This window comes from Pseudomonas sp. P5_B2 (genome assembly GCF_056400445.1).
The window spans coordinates 1-11,130 of record NZ_JBFULH010000121.1 but is presented as its reverse complement, the minus strand read 5'-3'; the positions used below and the strand labels follow the sequence as shown (position 1 = coordinate 11,130).

Below are 11,130 nucleotides of genomic sequence, written 5' to 3'. Positions count from 1 at the left end.
GGCTGATCATCAGGACGTTCGCGAGGCTGACATCATCAGTTTCTGCCGCGAGCATCTGGCCGGATTCAAAGTACCGCGCACAGTGGTTTTCACGCTTCTGCCAAAGACCTCCACAGGCAAAGTCCAGAAGTACTTTTTGCGCGACCGCGCCAAGGCGCTCTAACCCCCACTCTGATAACGCATCCATCAAGCAGCAGGTGTTTGACCTGCTGCTTCGGGTTCGTGCACGCCGAATTCGGCTGTGCCCTGCCCATACGTACCGATAACAAAAACAATGTGGAGCTACTGATGAGCGACATTCATTCAACCGATACGCAACGTTGCGAACGCATTCGGCGCAATCCGAAATTCATTCAACTGGTGAGCAGCCGTTCACGCCTGGCCTGGACGTTGAGCGCCATCGTATTGGGTTCTTATTACCTGTTCATGCTGGTGGTGGCGTTTGCCCCCCAGTGGCTGCATGCACCGCTCGGCGAACATCAGATGTTGACGATGGGCATGCCGGTTGGCGCGGCAATCATCGTGTTTTCCTGGTTACTGACCGGTTGGTATGTCTACAACGCCAATACTCGCTTTGACGCATTGGGCGCAGCCATTCTCGAGGAGAGCAAGTGATGACTCTGTTGCGCAAACTGATCCTCGCCGCTACCGGCCTGCTGCCAGCCTCCATTGCGCTGGCTGCACCGACGATGGGTGTGGTGGAAAAGCAACCACTGAACCTGAATGCGATCGGCATGTTCTTCGTGTTCGTCCTTGGCACGCTGGCCATCACTTGGTGGGCCGCGCGCCAAACCAAATCCACCTCGGACTTTTACACGGCGGGCGGTGGTATCACCGGGTTTCAGAATGGCTTGGCGATTGCCGGCGACTATATGTCCGCAGCTACCCTGTTGGGGCTTTCCAGCCTGGTATTCGCCAAGGGTTACGATGGCTTTATCTATACCATCGGCTTCTTCGTTGGCTGGCCCATCATTACCTTCCTGATGGCAGAGCGCCTGCGAAACCTGGGGCGCTACACCTTCGCTGACATCGTTTCCTATCGACTGGACCAGAACAAAGTACGGATCTTCGCAGCCTTCGGCTCGCTGACGGTGGTGTGCTGCTATCTGATCGTGCAGATGGTCGGTGCCGGCCAACTGATCAAGTTGCTGTTCGGCCTCGACTACCCGATTGCGGTGATGATCGTTGGCGCGCTGATGCTGATTTACGTGATCTTCGGCGGAAATGATCGCCACAACCTGGGTCCAGATCATCAAGGCTGTACTGCTGCTCGTGGGTGGCACCACCCTCGCGATCATGTCCATGTCGCAGTTCGGTTTCAGCTATGAAACCCTGGCCGATAAAGCCGTCAAGGTTCACGCCAGTGGCTGGAACATCATGGGCCCAGGCTCAATGCTCGCCGACCCGATAAACACCGTGTCGATGTCGCTGGGCCTGGTGTTCGGGATTGCCGGCCTGCCGCACATCCTGATGCGTTTCTTCACCGTGCCTAGCGCCAAGGAAGCCCGCAAGTCGGTGTTCTACGCTACCGGGTTCATCGGCTTCTTCTTCCTCGTGGTCTGCACCCTGGGCTTTGTCTCGATGGTGATCATCGGCACCGATCCGCAGTACTACGTCAATGGCGAAGTCGGCGGTGCATTGATTGGCGGCGGCAACATGGTTGCCATGCACCTGGCCAAAGCGGTCGGCGGCAATCTCTTCTTCGGCTTCCTCGCCGCTGTAGCGTTCGCGACCATCCTTGCGGTGGTGTCCGGTCTGGCGCTGGCCGGTGCTTCGGCGATTTCCCATGACCTCTATGCCACTGTGTACAAGAAAGGCACCGCGAACGAGAAACAGGAAATGCGCGTGACCCGCATGGCCACTGTAGGCTTGGGCATCATCGCGATTCTGCTGGGCATTGTGTTCGAGAAGATGAACGTCGCCATTCTGGTGGGCCTGACGTTCGGCATCGCCGCTTCGACCAACTTCCCGGTGCTGATCATGGCCATGTACTGGAAAGGCCTGACGACCAAAGGTGCGATCCTGGGCGGTTTTGCCGGCCTGATCTGCGCACTGGCACTGGTCATCCTGTCGCCACCTGTCTGGGTAACCGTACTCGGTCATGCTAAAGCGATCTTCCAGTACGACCACCCCGCCCTGTTCTCCATGCCGCTGGCCTTCATCGTGATCGTCGTGGTGTCCAGACTCGACCGCAGTGCGCGCGCCGACAAAGAACGTGACGCCTACGCCGACCAATTCGTTCGAGCTCAGACCGGCCTTGGCGCTGCCGCCGCTTCGAGCCATTGACTGCAAGGGCACGGCCCGCCTGTGCGGCGCTGTGCCCGTGACACAACCGTCCCAACGAGGTTTACGTTATGCCCGAATTCAAAGCCCCGCTGCGCGACATGCGCTTTGTGCTGCACGAAGTGTTCGACGCCCCGGCCCTGTGGGCGCGCCTGCCGGCCATGGCCGACAACATCGACACCGACACGGCAGACGCCATTCTTGAGGAGGCGGCAAAAGTCACCTCGCACCTGATTGCGCCCCTCAATCGCAGCGGCGACGAAGAAGGCGCGCTGTGGCATGAGGGGCGAGTCACTACCCCCATCGGTTTCAAACAGGCTTACGCTACTTACATCGAAGGCGGTTGGGTGGGGCTGTCCGGTAACGCCGAGTTCGGTGGTATGGGCATGCCGAAAATGCTGGCCGTGCAGTTCGAAGAGATGCTCTACGGCGCCAACTCAAGTTTTGCGCTGTATTCAGCATTGAGTTCCGGTGCCTGCCTGGCGCTGGATGCCCACGCCAGTGACACCCTGAAAAACCTTTATCTGCCACCGATGTATGAAGGCCGTTGGGCCGGCTCCATGTGCTTGACCGAGGCCCATGCGGGCACCGACCTTGGGCTCATCCGCACCCGCGCCGAACCTGAGGCTGACGGCAGCTACAAGATCACCGGCAGCAAGATTTTCATCACCGGTGGCGATCAGGACCTGACCGAGAACATCATTCATCTGGTACTGGCCAAGCTGCCGAACGCGCCTGCTGGCCCGAAAGGCATTTCGCTGTTTGTCGTGCCTAAAGTCCTGATCAATGCCGACGGTTCCCTCGGCGCTGCCAACGCCGTAAGTTGCGGCTCGATCGAACACAAAATGGGCATCAAGGCCTCGGCCACCTGCGTGATGAACTTCGATGGCGCCAGTGGCTGGCTGGTCGGTGAAGAGAACAAAGGCTTGGCGGCGATGTTCACCATGATGAATTACGAACGCCTGTCCATCGGCATTCAGGGAATTGGCTGTGCCGAGGCGTCCTACCAGAGCGCCGTCGCCTACGCCCGTGAACGCATTCAAAGTCGCGCACCCAACAGCACCGTGGCCCCGGACAAACTGGCCGACCCGATCATCGTTCACCCCGATGTGCGACGTATGCTGCTCAGCATGAAAGCCATGACCGAAGGCGGCCGCGCGTTCGCCAGTTATGTCGGGCAACAACTGGATCTGGCGAAGTTTTCCGACGATGCCAGCGAACGTGATACTGCACAGAACCTGGTTGCGCTGCTGACGCCGGTGGCCAAGGCGTTTTTTACCGACACCGGTCTGGAAAGCTGCATCAATGGCCAGCAGGTTTTCGGCGGCCATGGCTACATCCGCGAATGGGGCCAGGAACAATTGGTCCGGGATGTGCGCATTGCACAGATTTACGAAGGCACCAATGGCATCCAGGCGTTGGATCTGCTCGGACGCAAAGTGCTCGCCGACAAAGGTATCGTGCTCCGCCAGTTCACCGGCGAGATTCGCCGTTTCGCCGCTCAGCCCGATGCACCCTACCCCACTCAACTGCTCGATGCCGTGCAGCGGCTGGAGAACATCAGCGACTGGCTACAGGATAGGGCGGCAACCAACCGCAATGAAGTCGGCGCTGCCTCGGTGGAGTATTTGCACCTGTTCGGTTACGTCGCCTACGCCTGGCTCTGGGCGCGTATGGCTCAGGTGGCCCGGCAAAAGCGCAGCGAAGACCCGGATTTTTACGACGCGAAAATCGCCACTGCCGACTTTTACATCCACCGCTTGCTACCGCGCATTCTTAGCCTGGAACAATCCATTAGGGCGGGCAGTGACTCGTTGTATGGCCTGAGCGCGGAACAGTTCTAACGATTAAGCAAGCGTGGCTTGAACACGCCGTTGGCGATCATCGACGCGGGCTCTTCATCGCTGTACGGCCGGCAGAGGAATTCGCGTATCGCTTCGGCGGTTCGCCTGGCGCTGGTCACCACGAAAAAATGCCCCTCGCCCTGCAGGACGTGCAGCTCGGCACGGCGAATGGTGCGGCGCAGGATATGCGCGTTGTATAGCCGCACCAAGGTGTCGCGTTCGCCGGTGAGGATCAGCGTGCGCTGGCGCAGACGGAACAGCCGCAGCAGGCTGGTCCAGCCGACCAAGGCGGTGAGCTGGTGGTAATAGGTTCGCGGGTTGACCGTGAGCATGCCGTGCACCACACCGAAACGCAGCAGCGTCTGTATCGAATTGCGCGAGCCTTCTTGCGTGCGCGATTTGACGCTTTTGCTCCTGCCAAAAAAATCCAGGATGTCGGCGGGCTTCACCAGCATCGCCGGGCCGGCCGAGGTCGCCGCGAGGATCAACCGGCGCACCATGCCCGGGTAACGCAGGGCGAATTCTTGCGCCAATGCACCGCCCCAACTCACGCCGAACACATCGACCTGCTCGATTCCCAATTGCTTGAGCATCTCGGCGATCAGGTCGGCATGGCGCGGCAGACGCATCGGCCAGCGTGGCATTTGCGATTTGCCGACCCCGGGCACGTCCAGCGTAATGGTCCTGTAGTCCGCCAGTTCATCGCGCAGGGGATCGAAGGTACGGATCAAACCACCCAAGCCGTTGAGCAAGAGCAGCGGCGAGCCTTGGCCGCGGATTGAAACGTTCAACTGCATTTCTTTAATGGTTAATGTGTGCGTTGTCATGATTTCCCCCTTGGACTACCCGCAGTTAAGACAGCGTCTGGCGGTTGCCGTGCAAAAAAGGCGGATATTTGTTGGCTTGGCTCTGGGAATCATCGAGATATCGTTGCTGTCCGTCCCGGCTGCATACACGTACCATGGCGGGTCGAAATGACGCCCCCCCCTTATGACGACACATGAGCGTCTTTTCGATAGATCGCAATCGGGCCAAAAGCAGTCAATTTCGCACCTTTTCGTCTACCCTCACAAAGCGCCAGGCACCAATCAGCGTGTGCCAGGCGCCTCGACATTCTTTCGTAATGCACCGGAGAAGTTCCATGCTCAAGCGTACCCTGGCATTGGCCGTCGGCTTGACCCTGTCATTTGGCACCCTGTTGGCGCAGGCCGCCGACACCCTGAAAGTCAGTGCGATTCCCGATGAAGCCCCTACCGAACTGCTGCGCAAGTTCCAGCCGCTTGGTGCCTATCTGGAACAACAGCTGGGCATGAAAGTCGAGTTCGTGCCCGTGAGCGACTACCCGGCCGTGGTCGAGGCGCTGGCTACCGACCGAATCGACCTGGCCTGGCTGGGCGGCTTCACGTTCGTGCAGGCACGCCTGAAAACCGGCAATGCCATTCCGCTGGTTCAGCGCGAACAGGACGCTCAATTCACCAGCAAATTCATCACCGCCGACCCGGCCATCAAGTCCCTAGCCGACCTCAAGGGCAAGACCTTTGCATTCGGTTCGGTGTCCTCCACGTCGGGCAGTCTTATGCCGCGTTACTTTATGCTCAAGGATGGCATCAAGCCTGAAACTTACTTTAGTCGCGTGGGCTACTCCGGCGCCCATGACGCCACTGTCGCCTGGGTCCAGGCCGGCAAGGTGGACGCCGGGGTACTGAACGCCAGCGTATGGGAAAAACTGGTCGCCGCCGGCAAGGTCGACACGAACAAGGTCAAAGTGTTTGCGACCACCCCGGCCTACTTCGACTACAACTGGACGGTGCGCGGGACCCTCGACCCTGCGCTGGCGGCCAAGATAAAGGCAGCCTTCCTGGCTCTCGATCCGGCGAACCCCAAGGACAAGGAGATTCTGGACCTGCAGGCCGCCAGCCGCTTCATCGAAACCAAGCCTGAGAACTACAAGGGCATCGAGGAAGCCGCACGCGCCGCCGACCTGCTGAAATGACGTTGCATCTGACCCAGGTAAGCCTTACCCACGCCAACGGCGTCCAGGCGCTGCGTGGCGTGGACCTGCACATCGGTGCCAGCGAACAGGTCGCCATCATCGGCCCGTCCGGCGCGGGTAAGTCGAGCCTGCTCAACCTGCTGGCCACTGCCCTGCGACCGGGCAGCGGCGAGCTGCAGGTACTCGGCGAGCGAGCCTGGCAGCTTTCAGCCCGTCAGCGTCAGCGTCTGCGCGCGCGCATCGGTCTGGTTCATCAGTCGCCCCCCCTGCCACCGCGCCAGCGCGTGGTCACCGCGGTTCTGGCCGGCAAGCTGGGTCAGTGGGGGCTGGGCAAGAGCCTGCTGAACCTGCTGCATCCACTGGATATTCCAGGCGCACGCGCGGCATTGGCCAGGCTGGACCTGAGTGACAAGTTGTTCGCGCAATGCCAGCAACTGTCCGGTGGACAGCTACAGCGCGTGGGCATTGCCCGCGTGTTATACCAAGCGCCCGAGGTGTTGCTGGCCGATGAGCCGGTATCGGCCATGGACCCGGTGTTGGCCCAGCACACGCTTTCGGTGCTCTGTCGCCATGCCCGGCAGCACAACGTCACCCTGGTCGCCAGCCTGCATGCGGTGGACCTGGCCCTGGCGAACTTTTCGCGGATCATCGGCTTGCGTGATGGACAGATTCTGTTCGACCTTGCGGCCAGCGAAGTCGACCGCGAGTTGCTCGACAAGCTCTACGCCAACGAACAACTGCAATCCCCACCGATTGCTCCGCCGCCCTTGAGTGTGCAGATTCCCCGATGCTGACCCGTGATACCCGAGACCCGGCCACCCGGCCCCGCCTGCTGATCACCTTGCTGGCCCTTGCCTTGCTCTGGCCAGGCATCCGCTTCAGCGAGTTGGACCTGAGCGTACTGGTGGCGAGTGACAGCCAGAGCGAGATGGGCCGGTTTGTATCAGCCTTCTGGCCACCGGCTCATGGCGAGGAATTCATTGAGCTGTTGTTGCAAGCCACCCTGCAGACCTTGGCCATCGCCACGGCCGGCATGGCCCTGGCGTTGCTGTTGGCTGTCCCCGCCAGCCTGCTGGCCAGTCGTGCTCTGTCGCTGTCTGCTGCCTCCCGTGCCGGCCACCCGAGCTATTGGGGCCAACTGCTGCGCTGGCCTGTACGCGGTTTATTGATCTTCCTGCGCAGCGTGCCGGAAATCGTCTGGGCCCTGCTGTTCGTGCGCGCCGTCGGCCTCGGCCCGACTGCCGGGGTACTGGCCATCGCCATTACCTACAGCGGCATGTTGGGCAAGGTCTACGCGGAAATTTTCGAGTCGGTCGACCAGCGCCCGGCCCATGCGCTTCTGCAGTCCGGCAGCAGTCGGCTCGCCGCCTTTTGCTACGGGATACTGCCCAATGTCGCTGCGGAGCTACTGTCATACACGGTGTACCGCTGGGAATGCGCAATCCGCGCCTCGGTGGTGATGGGCTTCGTCGGTGCCGGCGGTCTGGGCCAACAGATGGATCTGTCGTTGCGCATGTTCGCCGGCGGTGAAGTGGCCAGTTTGTTACTGACTTTCCTTGTACTGGTACTGCTCGCCGATCAACTCAGCCGCCTGCTGCGCTGGAGGCTGGCATGAATCGCCTGATCAACCTGGCACTGTTGCTCTGCATCGGCGCAGCGGTGGTCGCCTCGTTCAGCTACCTGGGCATCGACCTCGGCGAACTCGGCGACACCGGCAACCTGCATCATATGGGCGCTTATGCGCAGCGTTTTCTCAGCCCGGACCTGAGCGCGGGCCATCTGCAAGCCATCGGTCACGGCGCCCTGGAAACCATTGCCATGTCCGCCCTTGGCACCCTGCTCGCGGCGGGACTCGGTCTGCTATTGGCATTGCCCGCAGCGGGGCGCTTCGGCTGGCCACTGCAGAGCGCGTCGCGCCTGGTGCTCAACGCCTTGCGCGCGGTTCCGGAACTGGTGTGGGCTGCGCTGATGGTCCTTGCTGCCGGTCTGGGCCCCAATGCCGGTACCCTGGCATTAGCCCTGCACACCACCGGCGTGCTCGGCCGACTATTCGCCGAAGCGTTGGAAAACACTCCACCAGAACCGGCCGACGCCATCCGCCTGCAGGGCGGCAATGCCGTATGGGCTTTCTGTTACGGCACACTGCCCAACCTGCTGCCACAGCTACTGGCCTACATCCTGTACCGCTGGGAAAACAATATCCGCATGGCCAGTGTGCTCGGCTTCGTCGGCGCCGGTGGTTTGGGGCAGATGCTCTATGTCAGCCTCAGCCTGTTCCAGGAAGCTCAAGCCAGCACGGTGATTCTGGCCATGCTGTTACTCGTATTGGCCGTCGATACATTGAGCAGCTGGAGCCGTCAACGCTGGGTCAAGGCCTGACTTTTTCGCAGGATTTAGTTGTGTTGCATCGACCGGTTGAATCCACAGACGTTTTCTTCCAGTGCCGTTTTCAGTGACCTCATACGCAGCCTCTGGTCGACCTGCTCGATAGTTCCGATATTGGATTACGCCAGATATGATCACGACGGGAAGCAGGCCGATCCAGATGCTAAACACGAGCATCAGTGCAATGCCCAAAGCAAAGGTAATAACCAATGCTTTGGGTGACATGCCGAACAATTTCAATCTTGGGTTATTCATGTTCATTTCATCGGCATTTTAGCCAGTGCAGTCGTGTACTGCTTGCTCCAGCGTGCCGTGCTGGAAACCAGGGGCTTGCAGGCACCCCTGAACAACTCGGCTTGTTTGCTTTGTCTGTCGAATTTACTCTGGAACCATGGTGAAGTCCTTGTAGTAGGAATTCACGGTTGAAAGGCCGACCTTGTAGAACTCGAGCGTTACAGCTGCTCTGCCAAGCTCTGTCCAGAGTAGTTGTGCCTTTTGGATATCATCGAGCCCAGCCCAGCCAGCAAGGGTCTGCCTTGTTGAAACGATGACCGGAGGACGAGAGGTCTGATTCAGTATCCTGCCCATCCGAAGGACATCCATCAGCGTGGTTTTGTTTTGCGTAAAGCGGATGTAGCAGTGTGCTGGCAGGTTTGTTCTATTTTGCGCCCCGACAGCAAGGGCTGCCCGAGTATACAGAACAGCCAAGTCACTTTTGTCCGAGTGGAATACGGATTCTATCAACTCTCCACCATACCGGACGAGGTTATCCACGTCACTGCTACTGATGGACTCTACATAAAGCTCGCCAGCCATGCTTGTCTCCTTGTCTACTAGGATGTGAGGTTGTTATCCATTACATGAGTTGCTGACAAAGGCCCAATCACAGGCCAGTGGTACGCAGCGAACTTTTACCGTAACTTTTCGGGTTGTATCCGGCATAGACCTTTGGGGGCAAAATCAGATGCCGAGCATCGACGCCATTAGCCTTTCGCTCCCGCAGATACATTTCGACCAACGCCCCCTCTTTCAACCGCTCGGAGAAGGCCACGATTTCGTTAAGCTGTTCCAGCGTGGCGTCATACATGTTGTGGCCCAGGCCAATTGAATCAGCATCCAGTTCCTGAACCGCTTGTTCCAGGTGATGGGACAGGTCGTACTTTTCAACATCGCTCATCAGTGGTGCCCTCTGGGCGATTTTCCTATGCGGTTGCGGTGCCGGTCTGCTCTGCGAGCAAACGCCGTACTTCTTCAAACTCAGGCCGCTTCGCATAGTGGCCATCGAGCCAATCGAGCATCATTTCAACGTGCATCCGTGTAAGGCTCAACCGCTCCGTAGATGAATCGTCACGCGGTAAATCTCGAACTCGTCGCGCAGGCCTGAGTAGTCCGCAAGTTCCGAAACCAGCATCCTTACCGCTCCAACCATATGACACCGCTGATTGTGAAACTTCACTTTTAGTCAGTACCTCGCCATTACTGTGCAGGATGCTGAAAAGCTCACGAGCTTTATTCATATCATTCGGGTGAAGCAACCCCGTTGACACATTGACGATACTGCTCAACATCTTGATTGCTTTTTTCTACTGTGGCTGTCATGCAGCTTCCTTCCTTTCCTGAGCGATCATGAGCGTAGAAATTACTGTAGCAGCCAGCACCTTCGCTGCCAGTGAACGCCTACCACTGTGCGACGACCCCTGCTTGATACCGGCCTGATGGTAAAGCCTAGTGATCGTCTGCTGCAGAGCATCGCGAGCCCGATAGACCACCTCCCCACTGTCCAATTGACGGTTCTTGAATGCCAGTTCAAAGGCTTGCCCCTTGTGCGTCATGACCAATTCTGAACCAGGGCGAAACCCATACTCATCAGTGCCGGACATCCCCCAGCGGCGCTGGAGGCGTATAGCTAGCCACGCATCGAGCGCAGCAAGGCAACGGACGTGAGTGAGATACACATTTCGAGGTCGACAGCCCTTGGTAATGTCCGCACACAAGTACACCTCGGGCTTGATTGCGCCGCTGGGGTACAGGACATCGCCAACCTCCAGCAACGCTAGCTCGGTGACGCGAATGCCAGTGGTATGAGTGAGCCATAGCAGCATCACGTCACACTCCGGCAGACGGCCAGGATGCAACTCGGACCAGGTGCTTGAATTGTCCAGGGCGAAGCGAAGTAGCGCGTCGTATGGTCTTGCGGTCTCATCGTTGCGATTTCTTTCCGACTGACTTCTCCTGACCGAAAGCGGCCGGTGGTACGGCCGTAATGAGATTAGGTAGTGACTACAAAACCAGGGGCGATTACGTTTAAATCGAAATGTCGCAAAACCGTGGTCTGCCCCTTATTGGCGAGCGGTAATTTGCTACCTGCGTCCCCTCTATTCCGGAGGACGCGTTTCAGCCTATTGCGATTCGCCGCCAGCGGTAGTCGTCGTGGTTTTCAAGTATTGATCTAGCGGTATCAGCAGATTTTTGGCGTGGCCTAGCTCATCCGAAAGTGTCTGGGCTGTTGTGTACATGTTGGTGGTTAAACCCCTGGTCGCTGCAATGTTACTTTTGGCTTTGTTTGTGGGCGAGTTGTCCATGGTTGCCGACTGTATAAGCAGAGCCAGGCCGAGATTTTTGTCC

The 11,130-nt window shown here is 58.8% G+C and carries 12 protein-coding genes and 2 pseudogenes; 8 read left to right on the top strand and 6 right to left on the bottom strand.

The window, feature by feature from the left end:
* From AC1DRJ_RS12575 to AC1DRJ_RS12560, 4 genes and pseudogenes are all read left to right on the top strand, one after another.
* A partial coding sequence (locus AC1DRJ_RS12575; protein ID WP_477802435.1) for an AMP-binding enzyme occupies window positions 1-163 on the top strand: 163 nt, incomplete at its 5' end.
* 125 nt (window positions 164-288) lie between these two features.
* The gene (locus AC1DRJ_RS12570; protein ID WP_477802432.1) at window positions 289-615 is read left to right on the top strand and encodes a DUF485 domain-containing protein; all 327 of its coding nucleotides are present in this window, start codon (window positions 289-291) and stop codon (window positions 613-615) included.
* Window positions 615-2,286 (top strand): annotated as a pseudogene (locus AC1DRJ_RS12565) (cation acetate symporter). The gene AC1DRJ_RS12570 and the pseudogene AC1DRJ_RS12565 overlap by 1 nt, the downstream one beginning before the upstream one ends.
* A gap of 68 nt (window positions 2,287-2,354) precedes the next feature.
* Complete coding sequence (locus AC1DRJ_RS12560) at window positions 2,355-4,127, top strand: acyl-CoA dehydrogenase C-terminal domain-containing protein (RefSeq protein ID WP_477802431.1); 1,773 nt, start codon at window positions 2,355-2,357, stop codon at window positions 4,125-4,127.
* On the opposite strand, the gene AC1DRJ_RS12555 is transcribed toward AC1DRJ_RS12560, so the two are convergent.
* Window positions 4,124-4,924 carry an alpha/beta fold hydrolase gene (locus AC1DRJ_RS12555; protein WP_477802434.1) on the bottom strand — a complete coding sequence of 267 codons (801 nt, stop codon included), beginning with the start codon at window positions 4,922-4,924 and terminating at the stop codon, window positions 4,124-4,126. The genes AC1DRJ_RS12560 and AC1DRJ_RS12555 overlap by 4 nt on opposite strands.
* Window positions 4,925-5,268: 344 nt before the next feature.
* Here AC1DRJ_RS12555 and AC1DRJ_RS12550 point away from each other — a divergent pair, with 344 nt between their 5' ends.
* The 4 genes from AC1DRJ_RS12550 to phnE (AC1DRJ_RS12535) are packed head-to-tail and all read left to right on the top strand — an operon-like array spanning window position 5,269 to window position 8,499.
* Window positions 5,269-6,120: a putative selenate ABC transporter substrate-binding protein gene (locus AC1DRJ_RS12550; RefSeq protein WP_477802430.1), complete on the top strand. Its 852-nt coding sequence runs from the start codon at window positions 5,269-5,271 to the stop codon at window positions 6,118-6,120.
* Window positions 6,117-6,914, top strand: coding sequence for a phosphonate ABC transporter ATP-binding protein (locus AC1DRJ_RS12545; RefSeq protein ID WP_477802429.1), 798 nt, complete (start codon window positions 6,117-6,119; stop codon window positions 6,912-6,914). The genes AC1DRJ_RS12550 and AC1DRJ_RS12545 overlap by 4 nt, the downstream gene beginning before the upstream one ends.
* The gene (phnE, locus tag AC1DRJ_RS12540; protein ID WP_477802428.1) at window positions 6,908-7,735 is read left to right on the top strand and encodes a phosphonate ABC transporter, permease protein PhnE; all 828 of its coding nucleotides are present in this window, start codon (window positions 6,908-6,910) and stop codon (window positions 7,733-7,735) included. The genes AC1DRJ_RS12545 and phnE (AC1DRJ_RS12540) overlap by 7 nt, the downstream gene beginning before the upstream one ends.
* Window positions 7,732-8,499, top strand: coding sequence for a phosphonate ABC transporter, permease protein PhnE (gene phnE, locus AC1DRJ_RS12535; RefSeq protein WP_477802427.1), 768 nt, complete (start codon window positions 7,732-7,734; stop codon window positions 8,497-8,499). The genes phnE (AC1DRJ_RS12540) and phnE (AC1DRJ_RS12535) overlap by 4 nt, the downstream gene beginning before the upstream one ends.
* Window positions 8,500-8,883: 384 nt before the next feature.
* On the opposite strand, the gene AC1DRJ_RS12530 is transcribed toward phnE (AC1DRJ_RS12535), so the two are convergent.
* From AC1DRJ_RS12530 to AC1DRJ_RS12510, 5 genes and pseudogenes are all read right to left on the bottom strand, one after another.
* Window positions 8,884-9,321: a hypothetical protein gene (locus tag AC1DRJ_RS12530; protein WP_477802426.1), complete on the bottom strand. Its 438-nt coding sequence runs from the start codon at window positions 9,319-9,321 to the stop codon at window positions 8,884-8,886.
* Window positions 9,322-9,388: 67 nt separating this feature from the next.
* Complete coding sequence (locus AC1DRJ_RS12525) at window positions 9,389-9,682, bottom strand: hypothetical protein (RefSeq protein WP_477802425.1); 294 nt, start codon at window positions 9,680-9,682, stop codon at window positions 9,389-9,391.
* Window positions 9,683-9,707: 25 nt separating this feature from the next.
* Window positions 9,708-10,073: a hypothetical protein gene (locus AC1DRJ_RS12520; protein WP_477802424.1), complete on the bottom strand. Its 366-nt coding sequence runs from the start codon at window positions 10,071-10,073 to the stop codon at window positions 9,708-9,710.
* A gap of 27 nt (window positions 10,074-10,100) precedes the next feature.
* The gene (locus AC1DRJ_RS12515) at window positions 10,101-10,607 is read right to left on the bottom strand and encodes a site-specific integrase (protein ID WP_477802433.1); all 507 of its coding nucleotides are present in this window, start codon (window positions 10,605-10,607) and stop codon (window positions 10,101-10,103) included.
* A gap of 297 nt (window positions 10,608-10,904) precedes the next feature.
* Window positions 10,905-11,130: pseudogene (locus AC1DRJ_RS12510) on the bottom strand (tetratricopeptide repeat protein); the annotation flags it as partial.

What these genes read in the sequence shown, in the direction of transcription:
- AC1DRJ_RS12570 (WP_477802432.1), top strand. Translation starts at nt 289, where the DNA reads ATGAGCGACATTCATTCAACCGATACGCAACGTTGCGAACGCATTCGG.
- AC1DRJ_RS12560 (WP_477802431.1), top strand. Translation starts at nt 2,355, where the DNA reads ATGCCCGAATTCAAAGCCCCGCTGCGCGACATGCGCTTTGTGCTGCAC.
- AC1DRJ_RS12555 (WP_477802434.1), bottom strand. Translation starts at nt 4,924, where the DNA reads ATGCAGTTGAACGTTTCAATCCGCGGCCAAGGCTCGCCGCTGCTCTTG.
- AC1DRJ_RS12550 (WP_477802430.1), top strand. Translation starts at nt 5,269, where the DNA reads ATGCTCAAGCGTACCCTGGCATTGGCCGTCGGCTTGACCCTGTCATTT.
- AC1DRJ_RS12545 (WP_477802429.1), top strand. Translation starts at nt 6,117, where the DNA reads ATGACGTTGCATCTGACCCAGGTAAGCCTTACCCACGCCAACGGCGTC.
- phnE (WP_477802428.1), top strand. Translation starts at nt 6,908, where the DNA reads ATGCTGACCCGTGATACCCGAGACCCGGCCACCCGGCCCCGCCTGCTG.
- phnE (WP_477802427.1), top strand. Translation starts at nt 7,732, where the DNA reads ATGAATCGCCTGATCAACCTGGCACTGTTGCTCTGCATCGGCGCAGCG.
- AC1DRJ_RS12530 (WP_477802426.1), bottom strand. Translation starts at nt 9,321, where the DNA reads ATGGCTGGCGAGCTTTATGTAGAGTCCATCAGTAGCAGTGACGTGGAT.
- AC1DRJ_RS12525 (WP_477802425.1), bottom strand. Translation starts at nt 9,682, where the DNA reads ATGAGCGATGTTGAAAAGTACGACCTGTCCCATCACCTGGAACAAGCG.
- AC1DRJ_RS12520 (WP_477802424.1), bottom strand. Translation starts at nt 10,073, where the DNA reads ATGTTGAGCAGTATCGTCAATGTGTCAACGGGGTTGCTTCACCCGAAT.
- AC1DRJ_RS12515 (WP_477802433.1), bottom strand. Translation starts at nt 10,607, where the DNA reads ATGCTGCTATGGCTCACTCATACCACTGGCATTCGCGTCACCGAGCTA.